The organism is Saccharophagus degradans 2-40 (assembly GCF_000013665.1).
In the GTDB taxonomy this organism is placed as follows: Bacteria; Pseudomonadota; Gammaproteobacteria; order Pseudomonadales; family Cellvibrionaceae; genus Saccharophagus; species Saccharophagus degradans.
On the sequence record NC_007912.1, the window covers coordinates 3,984,795 to 4,004,510 of the forward strand.

Below are 19,716 nucleotides of genomic sequence, written 5' to 3' on the forward strand. Positions count from 1 at the left end.
CTTGCCGTCTTCTATACTTTAAGCGTTCGCACCCTCAAAAAGCAGCCCGTATAGCACCTTTTTGGGGCTCACTCAAAATCTAACAGGGATCTGTCAACTAGCGTGACTAATTCATCAACTACCCACTTGGCTAAGAACCAACGTATTCGCCTAATTAACAGTACTTGGGCGGCAGGCGGTGGTGTGCTGTTGTCGTTTGTCGCCTATTACTCTACAACTATGGGGTTATTTCTAGGGGATAAAAACGTACTCATTTGGGTACTTGTTGGCTTCTGGCTTGGCAACTTCGCCTTTATTGGCACCATCGCATCTGGGTTAAACAAGCGCTTTCGCGACCCAGCACTTACCCTGCCTCAAATGTACTGGGCGGTTTCCACCACCAATATTGCACTCATGTTCACAACGCAATTAGATGTGCTTTACTACTTGCTAATAATGTTAACAATGGTGTTTGGTATATTTCGATTAAGCGTTCGGCAATTTAATGTTTTTTGCTATTTCGCTATAGCTCAATTGCTACTATCGCTGTTTGTTCGCTATTCCCTCTATGCTTCAGACGCAATCGGCACCCTTATTATAAATTGGGTTGCCTTCGGCTTTTGCGCTATCACACTAACGGCATTATGTAATTCCATAGTGCGATTGAGACACAGGCTAAAACAAAAAAATGAAGAGCTAAGCGAAGCTTTAAAGGCAAAAAGTGAGTTTCTAGCTAACATGAGCCATGAAATTAGGACGCCAATGAATGGCGTAATAGGTATGCTAGATGTAGCGCTTCTATCTGAAACCTCACCAGAAAAACATCGCTACCTAAGCGTGGCTCGAAATAGCGCACAATCGCTACTAGGTATTATCAACGACATTTTAGACTTTTCTAAAGTAGAAGCCGGGAAGCTAGAATTAGAAGCCATAGACACCGACATAGACGATCTTGTACACGAGGTGCTCGTTAATTTTAGTGGCCTGGCCGAACAAAACGACGTTGAGCTTATTGCAGATATCTCCCCTACCATATCGCATTTAGTTAAATGCGACCCAGGCAGAATAAAACAAATATTAAACAACCTTGTAGGCAACGCCTTAAAATTTACGCCGCACGGCGAGGTACTGGTTAAAGCGAGAGCGGAAAAACTTGTTTCTGGTCGTATACAGCTGCATTTTTTAGTACGCGATACAGGCATAGGCATTGCCGCGCAAAATCAAAAACACCTGTTTGACTCATTCACTCAGGCCGACACATCCACTACGCGCAAGTATGGTGGTACCGGCTTGGGGCTTTCAATCGCTAAGCGATTGTGCGAAACGATGAATGGGGCGATTTCCCTCGAAAGTTACGAAGGCAAAGGCAGCACTTTTGCTTTTTTTATCGAAGTAGAAGCAAGTGAAGAACGGCCTCCCAAAGCCATACTACCGGAATATATACGAGATTTCAGAGTACTCGTTGTTGATGACAACGCAACAAGTCGTGCAGTAATAACCAAATACTTAGAATATTTGGAAGTGCATGTAGTTGCTGTTGAGAATGGAAAACAAGCGCTTACCCGCCTAGCGAATAACACAACATTCGACGCAGTAATTATTGACCGGCAGATGCCCGGCATGACTGGCGACACACTTGCCCAACAGATCCGTATGCAACAAAACGATGAGCGCGTGCCCATCATTATGCTTTCTAACATGAAAGCAGAAGGCGCCAGCAACCTTATTACCGAATTGCGCCTCGCAGCATACATAACCAAACCGCTGCGCGCAAATCAACTGTACACCGCTTTAGGCTTTACCTTTAACAGTGCATGCTACATAAGTGAAAACGCACCTAATAGCGACACCGCCGATACGCCAACAGACACCGCTCCACTGCCAACTATCACAAAGCCTACAAATAAAGAAAGAAAGAAAATTTTATTAGTTGAAGACAATAAAACCAATCAAGAAGTGGCCTTACTTACCTTAGAAATTCTCGGTTACAACGCAGATGTCGCTAATCACGGTGGCGAAGCAATAGAAATATTAAAGCAGCAATCGGATAGCGAACAACACTACGGTGCCATTTTAATGGATTGCCAAATGCCGGTTTTAGATGGCTACAAAACCACAGAAACCATCCGTTCGGACGCAGCCCTATCGGCTTTCAAATACATACCCATTATCGCTCTCACAGCTAATGCACTACGTGACGACAAGGAAAAGTGTTTAGCGGCAGGCATGAATGACTTTTTAAGTAAACCTATCGATTCCGCCAAACTGGGCGCCACACTGGCACATTGGTTACACGAAGAAGCTCAACCAGAGATTAGCCCCCCTCCTAAGAAAAAGTCGGCTGTAACCGAAGCAGAAGAGTCTCTAGTTTGGAATAGAGCTGAGCTTGAACGACTAGTAGGCAACAACGCGCAGCGCGCCTACAAATTAATATCTGGGTTTGTGGCAAGTCTTGTAGCTATGCGTACCGAACTGGAGGCGCATATTGACGGCAAACGGTATAGCGATGCAGCCAACACTCTGCACGGTTTAAAAGGTGCGGCTTCCAACATGCGGGTTAATAAATTAGCCGAGGCGGCAGGTAATTTTGAACACGCACTAAAGTACGAAAGCACTGCGACTATCGCGAGCTCTCAGGAACATTTTGTCGAACAGCTTGAAATTGCAGTCAGTCATTTAAGCGAATATTTGGAAACCCATGAACAATAGTATTCGAATAAGCAACATTTATAGAACACGCCGACTGCTGCTAACCAGTTTTGCTATAAGAATAGGCCTATGAACAAATCATCGTTCAATTATTTAACTAGAAACAGCAAATGGCTAATACCCACTTTTGCGGCAATAGTACTGTTAACACTTGCCATCGCCGTAGATCGTGTTATTTATAGCCGATTTGCTTTAGAAGAAAGAACAGCCGTTCATAACGAAGCAAGCAAGCTGCGTGCGTCTATAGAATCGACCATCAACAGCAATTTACAAGCTGTGCAAGGGCTAGTCCTTGTGCTTAATGCCTTCCCGGAGCCAAGCCAAGAAGAGTTTGCTTCTTTCGCAGCGCCGCTTTTTAATCAAAACACACAATTGCGAAATATAGCCGCCGCGCCAGGCATGGTTATTAAATACATGCATCCGCTAGAAGGCAATGAAGCAGCAATAGGACTAGACTTTAGAGCCACGCCCGCGCAAAAGGAAGCCGCAGAGCGTGCCGAGCGAACAGGGCAGCTGGTATTGGCAGGCCCAGTAAACCTTAAGCAAGGTGGGCAAGGTTTTATCGGCCGTATACCGGTATTTACCTATAACAAACAAAACAACACTAAAAGTAGTTGGGGCTTACTCTCCACCGTCATCGACTTAGATCGCTTTTATAGTGCCACGGGCATTACACAATTTAACGAAACCCTTCAGCTTGCTCTGCGAGGCAAAGATGCCAAAGGCGCACAAGGCCAAGTTTTTTATGGCGACGAAGCGCTGTTCCACGCCGATGCGGTACTACTAGAAGTAAGCGTACCTTCCGGCAGCTGGCAACTTGCTATCCTGCCCAAGCAGGGGTGGGCCAATAGCGCTGAAGATTCTGCGCTATTGCGTATTATTCTCTTGCTTATCATTCTGGCGATACTTATCCCCATTATAATTTCGGTTAACCTGTTAGCGAACCGCCACGACAGTGATTTAAAATTTCGAGGCCTTTTCGAATTATCTCCAGTTGGCATAGCACTCAATAGATTCACAGATGGCAAGTACGTAGAAACGAATACCGCGCTAGAGAATATGCTTGGCTACAGTGCCGACGAACTACACGGTAAAACCTACCTTGAAATTACTTCCCCCGTATATGAAGACCATCAAAAAGCAGTTATAAACAGCCTTAAAAATTACGGTCGATATGGGCCATATGAAAAGGAATTTATCCGCCGCGACGGCACTCTACTACCCGTTATTATGAACGGCATGCTGGTAACAGATAGCAACGGAGAAAAGCTTATATGGTCTATCGTCGAAGATATTACCTCGCGCAAACAAGCGGAACTCGCTCTGGCGCAAAATAGAAAGCAACTTGAACAAATTATTGATAGCACCTCGGTGGCTATTTGGGATTGGAATATAGTTACAGGTGAAATTGTTATAAACGAACGCTGGGCCGAAATAATAGGCTATTCCTTAATGGATTTAGAGCCGGTTAGCATCGACACATGGACAAACTTCACTCACCCCGAGGACTTAGATAAAAGTAGCGAATTACTCAACGCTCATTGGAATGGAGAAAGCAACCACTACCAGTGCGAAGCACGTATGCATCATAAAGATGGCCACTGGGTATGGGTACTGGATTCGGGCAAAGTTATAGAATGGACTAGTGAAGGCAAACCGTTAAGGATGGTGGGCACTCATTTAGATATTACCGAACAAAAAGAATCACAAAGGCTAATAGAACAGTCGCAAATCGAGTTAAAAAACTTCTTTGACCTATCACCTAACTTCATGTGCATTATAGATAGAGAAGGTTTTTTTGAGCGCATAAACGATACATTTTTGTCTCAACTAGACTTTACGCGCGACGACTTTTTCTCTTGTAAATATATAGACTTCGTTCACCCAGACGATAGAGAAATAACACAAGATCATTTTGAAAAAATGAAAAGCGGCGCCCTAACCCAAGTATTTACAAATCGCTACATGCATAGCAATGGTGATTACTTGTACTTACAATGGTACACATTTGCCGACCCCGCTAGTGGGATGGTATACACTACTGCATTAGACATAACCAATCAAAAGCTCGATGAAAAGCGCATGGCAAGACAACAAGAAATGTTGCTTTCTATGAGCGAACAAGGGCGTATTGGAGCTTGGGAGGTAAACTTAGAAGAACAACAAATGTATTGGTCGACAATGACCAAAGACATTCACGAAGTAGATGCTAACTACACCCCTCACTACGAAAGCGCGATTGATTTTTACAAAGAAGGCGAGAGCCGCGACACAATAAGTCGCCTTTTAAACCTTGCTATTAACAAAGGTATCCCTGCAAGCATAGAGCTGCCCATTATTACAGCGAAGCATAACGAACGCTGGGTGTCGGTAACCGTCCAACCGGAGTTCAGAAATAAGCAATGCATTCGTCTTTTCGGATCTATTCAAGATATAGACGCACGTAAACGCATCGAGCAAGGTGTACAGCTTGCAAACACCAAGCTAGAAAAGCAGATGACATTGGTCAATGCTATTGCAGCAGCGCAAGCCAGCTTTATTCAACAGACAGATATAGCTATTGCATTTAGAAACCTACTCGACGGCGTGCTTGAGTTGGCTGAAAGCGAGTATGGTTTTGTAAGTGAAATTCTCTACACAGAAAAAAACGAACCCTATATACGCACCCATGCAATTGCCAATCGCTCAACCCACGATAGATACAACGCATTCTTTGCAGCGCAAGGCGAAAACCCCATTGAGTTTTTTAACTTGGATAGCCTGTTAGGAGCGGCAGTAACGAGCTGCAAACCCGTTATTGCTAATAGCCCAACAACAGATTCACGCCGCGCCGGTGTACCAGATGGCCACCCTCAACTCGAGTCTTACCTTGGTATACCTATTATATTGAACGGCAGTATTATTGGTTTGATTGGGCTGGCTAACAACCCCAATGGTTACAATCAAGCACTTGTCGATTGGCTTGCACCACTTATAAATACCGTAGGCCAAATGATTGAGAATACCCGAGCAATTAGAGAAAGAGACAACGCGCAGCAAGCACTAGTAAAAGCCAAAAACGCGGCCGAACTAGCCGCGCGAACCAAAAGTGAATTTTTGGCCATGATGAGCCATGAAATTCGTACGCCACTAAACGGCGTTTTGGGTATGCTCAATCTTGTTAAACGTACACAACTTGAAGATAAGCAGCGCTACCAAATAGACATAGCCAAGAGTAGCGCCGAATCCCTGCTTAATTTAATCAATGACATATTAGATTTCTCTAAGGTTGATGCAGGCAAGTTAGATTTAGAGGTCGTCGACTTTAATATTATTACATTACTCGAGGATATAGCACATGCCATGGCAGGGCGAGCACTCGAGCGCGGCAACGAACTTATCATAGACACCACCAAGCTAGAATTTACTTACTTAAGCGGCGACCCAAGCCGCCTTCGTCAAATACTCGTAAATCTAATAGGCAACGCAATAAAATTCACCCAAAATGGTGAAGTAACAGTCACTGCGAGCCTTACCAAAAACACAAGCGGGTTTAATTTAAATATAAGCGTGGCAGATACTGGTATTGGTATAGCGGAAGAAAAAATACCTCTGTTATTTTCTGCTTTCACACAAGTAGATGCATCCACCACGAGAAAATACGGTGGCACGGGGCTTGGGTTAGCCATTTGCAAAAAGTTGTGTGCCCTCATGGGTGGAGATATAAATATTACATCGCAAGAGGGGAATGGCTCTGAATTCAGCTTTCAGATTCTAGTTAAAAACTCTGTAAAAAATATTGATTTGCCTCCCCTCATAGAACAAAAAGTAGACCTAAACGATAAAACAATTTTTATTGCTGAATCCAACCCCAAAAATACTGCTATTTTAGAAAATATGATCAGCAGCAAGCGCTGTATAGCTGTGTCGAGTTTACCCGATAGTAACCTAAACCTTCCCAACGAACCTATAGACGTAGCCTTTATCGACAGAAAATTATTAACATCGATGGAATCAATCACCCCGCTAAAAAACAAGCCAAATTTTGCCAACACACAATGGCTAATGCTTACAGCGATAAACCAAACAAAAGATATTGAAAATTACACGGCCAAAGGCTTTGACACTTACTTAACCAAGCCCATCACCCAGTCGGGTCTTACGCTTTCACTAAAATCGTTAAAACTAGACAGCAATCAAGCAGAATCAGAACAACAACAAACAAGTGAAAAATTAACATTACCACAAAGCCCACAGGGCGAAGCATCGCAATTTGCGGCCAGAATATTGCTAGTGGACGACAACACCGTTAACCAAGATGTGGCCAAAATGATGCTAGAGGATTTTGGCTTGATAATTGACGTCGCCAACAACGGCCTAGAGGCTATAGCCGCACTGGACGCCTGCTCGATTAGAGAGCCCTACTCCTTAATATTGATGGATTGCCAAATGCCTGAACTAGACGGGTACGAAACCACTAAACGTATTAGGAAAGGCGCTACTGATTTTGACAATACCAAAATACCCATCATAGCCATGACCGCAAATGCAATGAAAGGCGATAAAGAAAAATGCATTGCCGCAGGTATGGATGATTACCTAAGTAAACCAATAGAAGCAGACGCATTGGAACACATGCTAAAACTATGGCTGCCTTTGCACAATTTCTCGCAGGATTCGAATACACAAGCGACGTCTCAACACCCACAAGTTGTCGAGGGATTTTGGCAACACGACGAGCTACTGGCCACTCTTAAAGGCCGTGAAGATAGGCTTAAAATATTGGTTGCTTCATTTACTAAACGCATCCCCGCTTTGTTAGAGGAGTTTGAAGAAGCAACGGCAAGCAATGATCTTGAAGCGCTGTCTTTTATTGCGCATTCGGTTAAGGGCAGCGCAGGCCAGCTAAAGTGTAACCTTTTATTTGTATGTGCTTCCGAACTAGAGCTTACAGCTAAAAATGGCGACCTCACTACCGCACTCGAATTAAGCCAAAACTTTAAGCAATACACTTTAGATTTTTACAATTTACTCAACAAATATTTGGCGTAAAAAAAAGCCGCTCCCGAAAGAGCGGCTTTTTGTATGTACTAACGCGAACTAGTTAGCCCGAACAAATTTAATGTTATCTATACGGAAGTTAGCACCGGTTTGGTTATCCCATGCAGGGAATATTACTAGCGGCGTATCCACTTTGGTCAAATCTAACCCTGGGTTGCCAGCAACTAATGCATCTAAGTTAAAGCGATAGGTTTGCCATACACCCACAGCAGGCACTACACCATCAATATTGGTGGTGAGCGGTATATCGCCAGATGAACAAGGGTGTACACAATCCACTTTCATCATCCAATTTACATTAGCAGGCTCGCTAATAACGTACATGTCGAATTGGATAGTACCCCCAGCCCAATCGCTTAAATTAAGCGGTGTAGCAGATTGTAAGTAGGCAACGTTTTGGCTATCTGGGTAGCTAAAGCCCAACACATTACCGTGACTCGCATCTTCTGGGTCAGCTAAGAAGCTCATTGCTACTTCAGCACCACCAGCAGAAAACTGCCCAAAACCCCAAAAATCCGGCTCTTGCTCATCAAAAATCACAAGCTCGTTACCACTTAAATCTATACCTGAGGTATCGGCAGTAGGCACCGCTGCAACATCACAGGTTTTATCACCCTGCCAAGATTTTGCAGTAGAGTTATATGCGCAGCTAATAGAAATATTATCTACATATACATGTGCTGTTTTAGTACCTGTTGGCTCAAGTACAAACAAGTTAACCGCTTGCGCAACGTTAAGGCCACCGCCACCTGCAATTGGGTTAGCTAAAATATCAGCCACTTTTACGTGCACTCGCGTCCACTCACCTGCGGCAGGTGTAGCAATATCTACAGCACCTACATTGGGGTAAACACTGTCCATTTTAACAACAAAGCCAGTTTCGGCATCCACGCTATCTACATACATATCAAACGCTAGTACGCCGTAGTTACTCCAAGCTGTTCCGCCATTTAATCGCACATAGCTTTCCACGCCGTCTTGCTCGGCAATAGCAATAGATACATTACCAGTACCATTAAAGGTAATTTCCCAAGCATCGCCATGGTCGTCGCCCAAGTTGCCAGTGGTAGTTACTACGTTGCCTTCTGTTTCTTGCCAAACATTTGCAGCAAGAGTTACGCCGGCGTTGGTAAATGCAGGCGTTTGTAAACCGTCACTATATAGGTCGTATTCTACTTGTGATGGCGCACCTACATCTGCGGTCGGTGAAATAGCAATATCAACGGCGTCGGTTGCGTTTGCACAGCCTGTTCCATCATCGGCTTCAGAATCACACTGGTACACACGCACATAATCTACAAGCATTTCGCGATCAGATGCCCAACCCGTGTCCGGGTCACCCGGCCAGTTGCCGCCTATAGCGACGTTCATGATTAAATGAAACTCTTGATCGTAAGGTGCACGCGGGTTAGCCACAGCAAAGCCGGACTCTTGCCCGCCCCATACAAAGTTGTACCAGTTATCGGACACCTGTGTTTGAGTGTGTACGCCATCCACAAACCAGCGAATTTGGTCTGCTTCCCACTCAATGGCATAAGTGTGGAACTCACCGGTGAAATCATCATTTGTTTCGTAAGAAGCGCCTATCGTCGACCATTGTGGCCACTGTAAACCGTAGTGCAAAGTACCATGCACGGCATTGGCCGCATCAGTATCTAAATTAACCGCTTCCATAATGTCGATTTCGCCACTGGCTGGCCAACCACCATATACTTTGTCACTTGGCAACATCCACAATGCAGGCCATGAGCCCTGCCCACCTGGTATTTGCGCACGAATTTCGACTCGACCATATTTGAAGTCAAACTTATCTAATGTACGCAAACGCGCAGAGGTATAATTGCGCGCAGCCGATGTGTCATCGGGGTTGTAGTTGGGGTCATCATCCTGAATAGCGGGTCCGCTAAATGCTTCCTCTTTGGCAACTATGTGCAGTATGCCTGCCTCATCTACATAAGCGTTGTCGGCTCTATCGGTATAACACTGTTTCTCGTTGTTACCCCCGCCGGTGCAGTTAACTTCGAAGCCCCAGTTAGATGCGCTTATTTCGCTGTCGAAATTATCTTCCCACAGCAATTGCCATGCGTTTTCTGGTTCTGGCTCAGATTCGGGTTCAGATTCTGGCTCTGATTCAGGCTCTGATTCTGGTTCACCCACGGGTTCTTCTACTGGGTCTGGCGTTTTTTTGTCGTCAGAACCGCCGCAGCTCGCTAGCCCTAGGGCTACCAACACCACCAGCGAAAGTTCTAGAAGCTTTAGTTTTTTCATTATTTTCAGCCTTTGTAGGTTATTGGAATTAGGTTTCGCACTTAGTTTGTTTGCGCTTTGGGTGCTAGGGCTTATATATGCCTAGACCGCAGCACGCTTATTGTTATTTATTCGTGTAACTAACCCTTAGGTTAACCCTCGGCCAAAGCTGTAAAAGAAGCCCCTTACCATTTAGCATTTGCCTTTTAGCAATGACCAACCGGCAAGGGGCACAATTACTCTTGCGTGATAGCGACTACATAAAGCAGTCACTGCGCCTCATTGACACCCATCAATTTGGCAGAGTGATGTATGCACCTAAAATGGACCTAACCAATCCTTTACAACTACACCACACACACGAGAGCCGAGGAAGATCATCGAGAAGGCAACCTAAAACGGGTGGAGAGATCCCTACCTAGCACGACGATTAAACGCATATTGCCAATAGCGCTAGTCACCGTCGCCGCATTTTGCGCGTCAATCGGCTTGTGGCACGCGTTCGGGAGAATTCACATTAAAAATACCCCCTGCAAATTTTGCCAAGGTGCTTAAACCATTCCCTAAATACACCTAAAACCACTCTTTAAAAGAAAATACCCCATAAAAATCAATAAGTTAAAAAAACCTCCAATACAGCTAAAGCATTAGCCCACATGTACCAATTCATTCACTTTCGCGTGCCAGTAAACTTTTCGGCACAAGCACCCCACCATTAAAAACGCCGTTAATCCCACTTTGCGAACAAATTTATTCACTCAATGGCACGCTTTAACGCTAGTTGAGCGGCATTACCACTCTTTAAACTTCGCCCCTTAATATGAACTAAGATTAATTGCATTATTTCTAGAACTTGGCTGGCTATTTGATGATGTTTTTATGACAATACGCCCACTTTTATATAACTACTTGCGCGCCACCTTCACGTGGACGCGTGTATCTGCAACTAGGGGACCACTCTATGCAAGCCACTAAGCCTTCCGGCCTAGAAAATATTCATTGGGGTATACGTTACGGAGTATGTATTGCCTTTTTGGCTGCCGTTTTTGTGTATGTACTTAGCACAGTAGGCGCGAGCAATTACCTGCTTATATTTGCTGCGGTTACTGGTGGCTACATGGCGCTAAACATTGGCGCCAACGACGTAGCCAACAACGTAGGGCCAGCTGTTGGTTCTGGCGCGCTTTCTTTGTTTGCTGCTATCTGTATTGCAGGTGTGTGTGAGGCGGCGGGGGCAATTATCGCCGGCGGCGATGTTGTGTCTACTATTAAGAAAGGCATTATCGACCCAAGCTTGGTCACCGATACACGTGAATATATATGGTTAATGGCTGGGGCACTGCTGGGCGGCGCTTTGTGGCTTAACTTTGCCACTTGGATGGGCGCACCCGTTTCGACTACTCATTCAATTGTTGGCGGTGTACTCGGTGCTGGATTGGCCGCAGGCGGTATGAGCATTGCCAACTGGCCGGTTATGGGCGCCATTGTAGCTAGCTGGGTTATCTCGCCAGTAATGGGTGGTGTAATTGCTGCGGGCACCTTGGCACTCATCAAACGCTTAATTATGTACCGCAACGATAAAGTTACTGCCGCAAAAACTTACGTGCCTGTACTAGTAGGTGTAATGGCGTGGGCCTTTAGTGTTTACTTAATCCTTAAGGGCATAAAAAAGCTTTGGAAAGCCGAGCTATATCAAGCCGTATTAATTGGTGCCGTTATCGCTGTTGTCGTGTATCTATTCAGCCGACGTACCGTTATTCGCCAAGCGCTGCGCATGGATAACTCTCGCGAAAGCGTGAACAACTTGTTTACTATTCCTCTTATATTCGCAGCAGGCCTATTGAGCTTCGCCCACGGCGCGAACGACGTAGCCAACGCGGTTGGCCCATTAGCTGCCATTGTGGACGCATTCCAAGGCGGCGCTATTCATGCCAAAGCAGCTATTCCTATGTGGGTAATGCTTATTGGTGCCATCGGTCTTGCCGTCGGCTTAGCCATGTTTGGCCCTAAATTAATTCGCACCGTAGGCGGTGAAATTACCGAGCTAGACAAGTCACGCGCATTTTGTATCGTGCTGGCTGCCGCTGTAACGGTAATTATCGCTTCGCGCTTAGGGTTGCCTGTAAGCTCCACCCATATTGCACTGGGTGGTGTATTTGGTGTGGGCTTCTTACGTGAATTCCTTAAAACGCGCTATGCCTCGCAACTCCATAAAATTATCGCAGACCGTACAGGCGCAGAGCGCGATAAATTGCAGGCCTACCTAGACAACTTCCACAATGCACCTGTGGAAGAAATGCGCGAAATGATTCGCAAATCAAACGTTAAAAAGCTTGATATCTCCATTAAGAAAAAAGAGCGTAAGCAACTTAAGAAGATATATCGTCAAGAGCTGGTTAAACGCCAACACTTATATAAAATTATTGCCGCTTGGATAATTACCGTGCCTATATCTGGCGCACTAGGGGCACTGCTTTACTTTGTATTGCGCGGTTTATCTATATAACCCGTAACTACTATTCATCTATACACCCCCGGCAATGCTGGGGGTTTTAGTTTCTGCAGCACATAAAACTAAAGTAACTCGCCTAATTAGTTTAGTAATGGATGTCGAATCCATCGAATAGCACTAACGGCTCATCTGTTTGTATTACCCTATCCACTCTTGCCATTGGCGGCCCGCAGGCTAACCACGCGGCTAATTTCGCATGCTGCTGCGCTGTTCCGGTAGCGACTAGCTCAACAGCCCCGTCTTCACAATTACATACCCAGCCAGTTAACCCCTGCGCTTGCGCCTCCCTCTGGGTGCTCGCACGAAAATATACCCCTTGCACCTTGCCTTCCACGCGGTAACGAGTCGTTTGCATATTTCACCTCAGGTTATTCAATGTATTTAACAACTTAGTCATATTAGCTTCCTATACTGACCCCACTTACACAAAGTGCGCTTATTAAGGCTAACCATGCTAACAACTACTCGGGAAACCCTCCTCGCTTTATTTTTGCCAAAGCGCCCACTATTGCCACGTGCAAGTATATATATAAGTGATACACCGCAGCCCCATCAAATAGATGAGCGCTACCTTAGCTTTGCAATTGATATTTCTGTCTTAGCTGGCGGCTTTTGGTGGGAAGGGTCTAGTGTTATCCGCAAAGGATTAGGCGGCTTACGAGTGCAACCGCTGTCTCTCAACTCGAAAAAGCTCGATAGACTTGTACAGGCGTTGGGGCCCGCTTATGTGCGTGTAGGAGGGTCCGAAGCTGATAAAATTCACTACTTTGAAGACCCCACTAACGATAAAGACAGCCTAGTACTAACCAAAGCAATGTGGGACAGCCTGCACGCATTTATTCAGCGCAATAATTTAGCTTTCTCGTTCACAGTTAAATACGGCCTTTTTAAACGCCAGTTACACGGCGACTGGCAAGGCTCTGAAGCCGAAAAACTGTTGCGCTACAGCTTGGAGCGCGGCTACCGCATAGATGTATGCGAATTAGGTAACGAGCTAAATGCGTACTGGGCGTTCCATGGTATTAATGCGCAACCTGGCGCAAAAAAATTGGCTCAAGATTACAGCACCTTCCGCCAAGTATTACACAGCTTTTACCCCAACGCGCGGGTACTAGGGCCCGGCAGCGCCTTTTGGCCAAAACTAGGCGAAACCATCAAACCCTTTTCGAATATTACTAAAGGTTTCTTGGCCAACCTTACTGAAGATATAGACATAGTCGATTGGCACTACTACCCCTTTCAAAGCGCGCGCTCACCTGTACGCACACGCAGCGCCAAACCTGAAAATTTTATCGATTATAAAAACCTAGACGACTTCAAGCGCTATAGCTTGCAACTTAAAAAATGGCGCGATGAACTGCAACCCAATGCACAATTGTGGACAGGCGAAAGTGGCTCGGCACAGTGCGGTGGCGAAGCGCGTTGCTCAGACCGCTGGGCTTCGTGTTTTTGGTGGGCGGATCAATTAGCCTGTGGCGCGCTTATGGGCCAAGCAGTAATGATTCGCCAAAGCTTAATTGGTGGAGAGTACGGTTTAGTCGATAGACTTACACTTAAACCCAGGCCAGATTATTGGCTTAGCTGGATTTGGGCGCGTTTAATGGGCAAGCAGGTATTTAACGTTACCAGCAGCGACCCAAACCTAAGAGTTTACTGTCACAGCCTTGCAGAGGGCGGCCAGCACGACGGTAGCCGCTGCCTTTTGTTAATAAACCTAAATAAACACAGCGTTACTTTAGACCCAAGCATTGCAGAAAAAGTTAAAGCGCAATATGAACTTAGGGCAAAAAAACTCACCAGCAAACGTATTAAAATTAACGGTAAAAAACCTAAGCTAAAAAAAGGGAAACTAAAACTACAAGACTTCCCCCTATTGCCGAGCACAAATGTGGTACGCCCACTAACTATAAATTTTTGGATAATGGAAAATTAAAGTCCAAATTATTGAGCCAGCCAAACTAAGGAAACAGACATGGACACAACTATACGTCCTACAACCCCCTCCACAACAAAACATCTTGTAGGTAACACTGTGGCCAGCCGTTTATTTCAAACACCCCCCATTTTATGGAAGGGCGATATAGGCGAAGCTAAAGCTCAGCAAGAGCTTATGGAATCGTATATCAATTTAGCACCACTGAATAAATCACTAACACTTATTGCAGGGGCCGACATATCGTGTAACAAAAACAGCCCTGTTATTTACGCAGGTATTGTAGTGCTTAACGCAGAAACGCTAGAAATAATTGAACGAGCAAGTGTAATTACCGAAACAGCGTTTCCATATATTCCCGGTTACCTGTCTTTTAGGGAAGTGCCCGCTTTATTGCAAGCTTGGCAAAAACTCACCACAAAACCCGATGCGGTTATGCTAGATGGCCACGGCGTTATGCATCCACGCAAAGTTGGCGTGGCCACTCATTTTGGTTTAGCCGCAAATGTGGCCACTTTGGGCTGCGCCAAAAAAAGGTTAATAGGCCGCTTTGATGACCCAGCGCCAGCCCAAGACAGTGTAACGGAGTTAACTTACCAAGGAGAGATGCGCGGCTATGTGTACCGCAGCCGCGCGGGTATTAAACCCATTTTTATTTCACCCGGCACAGGCATGAATTACGAAGATGCTCTAAGCATTACTCGCCAAACCTGCGCAGGCTATCGACTACCTGAACCCACACGTTTGGCACACCAATACGTCAACGAAATAAGAGTGGCACACGGCGAGCAGCCACCCACCAATAACAAAGGCTCTGTCTAAAGTTGCCAGCACTTACTCCGCTATCACCTTGGCCGAGCCTGAACTTAATTGGGGTATATCTTGCTCTAATTGCTCGAGTATTGATGCCGCCGCTTTCGCAAACAGAGTAACGTGCTCACCGTACTCAGCAGCATCTACCGTTATATTCGCTTGCTGAAGCCTGTGACGTACACGCTCCTCCAATGCAAAACTTATCTCCACTCTAAACGCAATTAATTCGGTTATCTGCTCCCACTGCGCCGAATCCAAAGCTTGCGACACCGCAGCCCCATAAGCGCGCACCAAACCACCCGCACCCAACTTAACGCCACCAAAAATTCGAACAATTACCGCAAAGCAATTTCCCGCTTGGCGATGAGTTAAAACATTAAGCATTGGCTTGCCCGCCGTTCCAGATGGCTCGCCATCATCACTAAACGCCACCGATACCGGCTGCTCTGCCGAGCCAATAATATAAGCCCAACAATAATGGCTTGCACCTGGGTACACTTCTTTTACCTGCTCAAGATACGCCATCGCTTGTGCGCGGCTTTCTACCGGATAAAGCAGCGCCGTAAACGTACTGCGCTTTTCTTCGTGTACAAACTCCACTGGCGCAGCCAAAGCTTGGTAGGACTTTGAAGTCATTGACACATTACTCATGTTAAAAGCAGCAAATTCTACACACTCTTATTCGCCAATACACACAACGCAAAATTAACAGGCATAAAAAAAGGGCTAAATAGCCCTTTTTAAATAAGTCTCACTTGCAACTAAAGGTGCGGCAACTGATATTTTTCTAATAAATCTACCAGCATTTGGCTTACCTCCAAACGGTGTTGATAGTGCACCTCTTTCGCCTCTTGCCAGTTGCCTGCTGCAATTGCATTTAACAACTTGCGGTACGCGCTGTTTGTCGACTCGGGAGAGGGGCGCAATTTAAGCGTAATTTTTCTAGAGCGCTGCGATTGAATTCGCACACTTTCGGCCATGGAAGCCAAGCGTTGGTTGCCAGCCAGAGCCAAAAGAAAGCGATGAAATTTCTCGTCTGCTTCAGCCCAAAGCTCCATATCACCGGTTAACAGAGACTTATCCATCTCATCCAATGCCGACTCCATCGGCTCTAGCAAATCACGCCCAGGCTTTTGCTTAGCAAGCAGCTCTACAGCCATCACTTCTAAGCCAGTTAAAATTTCGTTAATTTCTTTTATGTCGTCGGGCACCAAAGGCAAAACGCGCATACCGCGACGCGGAACCAGCTGAATAAGATTTTCAGCTTCTAAACGAATTAGCGCTTCGCGCACCGGTGTGCGACTAACACCAAGCTGTTTAGCAATCTCCGGTTCTAAAGCTTGATAACCAGGGGGGAACTGATTGGTAATAATGTTATCTCGCAACTTGCGGTATACCAATTCTACGCGAGACAGTGAAGTTTCTTGTTCTATAGCCGTGTCATTCATATTTTATTTTCTATTATTAGAATGCTGCAAAAAGATAAGGTAGAACAAACTCCATTTTCAATTAATTCGCCGAAAACCATTTCAATTAGTAGAATTGAATATTTCTAAAGATCACTCAATTCATATAGCTAGCAAACCACTAACTCTAATTTTCTACCACCTTGTACTAAATGCAGCAATTGTCCTGTGAGTAACTTAAGTGTAACACTATTGCTACGTAAGAGTAGTAGGGGGATTTTCCCATTTTTCACTTTTAAAATTGTCACTTTGGTATGACTAAAATACCCCCCAAAACGTATGCATTACGCGCTAACCTAGCTATTGTTACCCAAAAGCTCCATTCCGCTTATTAAAAGCCAAAATGAATATCGTTTACATTTTATAAGATCGTTTATTAATGCCGGTACAAACTTGAAAAACCGAATTTAAAATTTTGAAAAAATTTACATTACTAATTCTGCTAGCAGATAAACAGTACGTTTAAACAACTAAATTAAGTTTAAGAGATTGCTCTTTTCGCGAAAAAAACTAAATAGTTTTAAATAAAAACCAAATACCAACACAGGACAACGTTGCATCCCCTTAGTTAAAATCATTTTTTTTTGACTGCATAAAAATTTAAAATTTTGCATAACATGCTATACATTTCTAGTTGCCGCACTCTTCTATTTAACAATGAGCTTACAACTTGTTTTTTATAAACCGGAGGCGCTAAGTAATACCTATGCGAGGCAAAAGTCATTACGACTAAAACCCTATTTGGGCCAACCATGCGCAACCAAAACAAGCCGTTAATTCGATGCAGTAACAAGGCTCCAACACATATATCACTAGCCGAGCACGCCAAAGCAATACAATAATTGCATAGCTCTGAGTAGCACCTTTTTTAACCTCAAACCTGCCAATTTTGGCTATACTTTAGGCATTATTTCTACGCTGCTTCGGCCTTAGCAATGAAGCAACCTCGCCAACTGGCGGCGACAGTAAGTTGTAACTGTAGGGGTCGAACAAGAAGTAAACACACTCTATAATTGTTGTTTAGCGCTGCTAACTCGACAGTAATTTACACTTTCGACGAATATGCACGCATTATCGGGATTCCTAAGCCAAACCAAGGTAGAATGTGGCCACGTCCACACACAGATTTACTATGAAACCCACTAAAACCAAAGCAGAAGTTCGCGCGGAGTTAGACGCAGAAATCGCCCGATATTTATCGTCTGGCGGTGCCGTCAATAATATTCCCACAGGGACAAGTGGCCAATTGGATAACCGCAACCTGTTTGCTCAAGCTACCCAGTTTGAGCCAAAGCAAACTCGCACCCCGCTAAGTGAAGTGGTAAAAGAGCTAGACGCGCGCAAAAGCAGCAAAACCTCGCGTGCAGGCAAGCTGAGCAGACGCCCCACCAAAAAGCTTATTACCGACGATTTTGGCGAGCCCATCCGCTGGGTTTGGCAAGAATAACCCCTTCCCTAGTTTTTAACATTCAATGCGAGACTGCCTATGGCCTGCTGGCTGTTTAAAAGCGAACCCGACGAATACAGTATTGCCGACTTACAGCGCGATAAAACCACCGTGTGGAACGGCATTCGCAACTATCAAGCGCGCAACTTTCTGCGCGACGAGGTTGCCGTAGGTGATGAAGTGCTTTTTTACCACAGCAGTTGTAAACCCACCGCCGTTGCGGGGCTGGCAAAGGTTGTGCGCGGCGCCTACCCCGACCCTAGTCAGTTTGATCCAAGCAGCCCCTACTACGATGCGAAATCTAAACCCGAAGCACCTCGCTGGGTATGTGTGGATATCGCCTTTAAAGCGGCATTCAAACACCCCGTAACCTTAGACCGTATAAAAGCCACCCCAGCTTTAAGCGAGATGCTATTGGTGAAGCAGGGGCGCCTATCCATTCAGCCAGTAACAGAAGACCAAAGTAAACAGGTACAGTCGCTCGCAAAGTAGTATTAAAAAACGGGGAAGCAGTAAAAACATAATTGGCGGGCAATAAAAAAGGCAGCCACGAATGACTGCCTTTCCTGTGAGTATCCCCGTCTCTTACATCCTGTACGGGGATTTGGTACAACCGTAATAGCGAGTTAGAGCTAAGAAACCCTACAGCAACTCGCCATGTTAAATTGTTAAGCGCAGCAGGCTAACTACTCACTACAGACACTGCCGACTACCACTTAATTACAAGTTTAGCCTAAGCACAGCATGCGGCTAGAACAAATAAATCTAAAAAAAGCGAAACAGCAAACTGCACTTCCTACAACGTCCTACAACTTCCTACAACTCAGACCTCTTAGCGCGAAGAAACTGCCTGCCCTGTACCGCCGTAGTTAACAACCGCCAAGTAGCCCATGGGCACTGGTTTATCATCGATAAAGCCTGGAATAAAGCGTGAGCGCTTCAACGCAGACTGCACGACTGTTGCATCGCGCTTGTAAGCACGGTCTGCATCTACTGTGCGTACAATCGTTGGACGCCCATCTTCTTCAATAGTGGCCGCCACTCGCGATAGTGGAGCATCATCCAAAAATGCACCGCCATTTACCGAGCTATTATCGCTATAACGCTGGTACCAATCGGACACATCTAAACGCTCTTGCGGGGCGATATAATCGCGACCATATTGCGCTTGCATAGAACCAAGGTTAGGAATGAGTGCGGCAACTGGGCCATGCTCACTAACATTTAACGCCACACGAAAGTTCATACGCACAGGTACTTTTTGGCTATCAACCTGCGCCGCAGTAAAGGCTAAACCAATTAGCGCCTGCTGGGTTTGCATTACCAAATCGGTATTACTCGCCTTGTCGTAACATTTCACTCGGTCTGGCGCACCGTTTACGTCTATTTCTGCTTGGCAATAAAGCGTGGCAGCTTTAGTAATACTGGTTGCATCAATTTTAGCTACCAATTGCTCGGCAGAAAAATCGAAAAATGCAGGCTTATAGGTTTCTGCTGCTGCAGAAAGTGGCAACAATAGTGCTGCTGCAGATAATACGGTTAGCCATTTTTTGTTAGATATTATTTTCAT

General features: G+C 45.3%; 12 protein-coding genes. 7 read left to right on the plus strand and 5 right to left on the minus strand.

Features of this window, described 5'->3' with window-relative positions; all coding sequences use genetic code 11:
* Nucleotides 1-102: 102 nt before the first annotated feature.
* Together SDE_RS21515 and SDE_RS16345 are read left to right on the plus strand one after the other, a co-directional pair.
* The gene (locus SDE_RS21515) at nucleotides 103-2,688 is read left to right on the plus strand and encodes a response regulator (RefSeq protein ID WP_011469592.1); all 2,586 of its coding nucleotides are present in this window, start codon (nucleotides 103-105) and stop codon (nucleotides 2,686-2,688) included.
* A 69-nt stretch (nucleotides 2,689-2,757) separates the two neighbouring features.
* Entirely contained in the window at nucleotides 2,758-7,719 is a 4,962-nt protein-coding gene (locus tag SDE_RS16345; protein ID WP_011469593.1) for a PAS domain S-box protein, read from the plus strand.
* Between the two features lie 48 nt (nucleotides 7,720-7,767).
* Here the strand turns inward: SDE_RS16345 and SDE_RS22890 are convergent, their stop codons facing one another.
* Nucleotides 7,768-9,996: a glycoside hydrolase family 16 protein gene (locus tag SDE_RS22890; protein WP_011469594.1), complete on the minus strand. Its 2,229-nt coding sequence runs from the start codon at nucleotides 9,994-9,996 to the stop codon at nucleotides 7,768-7,770.
* Nucleotides 9,997-10,936: 940 nt separating this feature from the next.
* Here SDE_RS22890 and SDE_RS16355 point away from each other — a divergent pair.
* Nucleotides 10,937-12,481: an inorganic phosphate transporter gene (locus SDE_RS16355; RefSeq protein ID WP_011469595.1), complete on the plus strand. Its 1,545-nt coding sequence runs from the start codon at nucleotides 10,937-10,939 to the stop codon at nucleotides 12,479-12,481.
* A 91-nt stretch (nucleotides 12,482-12,572) separates the two neighbouring features.
* Here SDE_RS16355 and SDE_RS16360 read toward each other — a convergent pair whose 3' ends face one another.
* Nucleotides 12,573-12,842 carry an acylphosphatase gene (locus tag SDE_RS16360; protein ID WP_011469596.1) on the minus strand — a complete coding sequence of 90 codons (270 nt, stop codon included), beginning with the start codon at nucleotides 12,840-12,842 and terminating at the stop codon, nucleotides 12,573-12,575.
* Between the two features lie 153 nt (nucleotides 12,843-12,995).
* Here SDE_RS16360 and SDE_RS16365 point away from each other — a divergent pair, with 153 nt between their 5' ends.
* Both SDE_RS16365 and nfi read left to right on the plus strand, forming a co-directional pair.
* Complete coding sequence (locus SDE_RS16365) at nucleotides 12,996-14,420, plus strand: glycoside hydrolase (RefSeq protein ID WP_226986440.1); 1,425 nt, start codon at nucleotides 12,996-12,998, stop codon at nucleotides 14,418-14,420.
* 39 nt (nucleotides 14,421-14,459) lie between these two features.
* A complete protein-coding gene (gene nfi / locus SDE_RS16370; protein WP_011469598.1) occupies nucleotides 14,460-15,242 on the plus strand; it encodes a deoxyribonuclease V in 783 nt (260 codons plus the stop codon).
* Between the two features lie 12 nt (nucleotides 15,243-15,254).
* Here nfi and SDE_RS16375 read toward each other — a convergent pair whose 3' ends face one another.
* Together SDE_RS16375 and SDE_RS16380 are read right to left on the minus strand one after the other, a co-directional pair.
* A complete protein-coding gene (locus SDE_RS16375) occupies nucleotides 15,255-15,869 on the minus strand; it encodes an IMPACT family protein (protein ID WP_041325909.1) in 615 nt (204 codons plus the stop codon).
* Nucleotides 15,870-15,994: 125 nt separating this feature from the next.
* Nucleotides 15,995-16,681, minus strand: coding sequence for a GntR family transcriptional regulator (locus tag SDE_RS16380; RefSeq protein WP_011469600.1), 687 nt, complete (start codon nucleotides 16,679-16,681; stop codon nucleotides 15,995-15,997).
* A gap of 1,150 nt (nucleotides 16,682-17,831) precedes the next feature.
* Between SDE_RS16380 and SDE_RS16385 the strand changes: the two genes are divergently transcribed.
* Both SDE_RS16385 and SDE_RS16390 read left to right on the plus strand, forming a co-directional pair.
* The gene (locus tag SDE_RS16385) at nucleotides 17,832-18,146 is read left to right on the plus strand and encodes a hypothetical protein (protein ID WP_041324813.1); all 315 of its coding nucleotides are present in this window, start codon (nucleotides 17,832-17,834) and stop codon (nucleotides 18,144-18,146) included.
* Nucleotides 18,147-18,185: 39 nt separating this feature from the next.
* Nucleotides 18,186-18,638 carry an EVE domain-containing protein gene (locus SDE_RS16390; protein WP_011469602.1) on the plus strand — a complete coding sequence of 151 codons (453 nt, stop codon included), beginning with the start codon at nucleotides 18,186-18,188 and terminating at the stop codon, nucleotides 18,636-18,638.
* Nucleotides 18,639-18,978: 340 nt separating this feature from the next.
* Here SDE_RS16390 and SDE_RS16395 read toward each other — a convergent pair whose 3' ends face one another.
* Nucleotides 18,979-19,716: a hypothetical protein gene (locus tag SDE_RS16395; protein ID WP_011469603.1), complete on the minus strand. Its 738-nt coding sequence runs from the start codon at nucleotides 19,714-19,716 to the stop codon at nucleotides 18,979-18,981.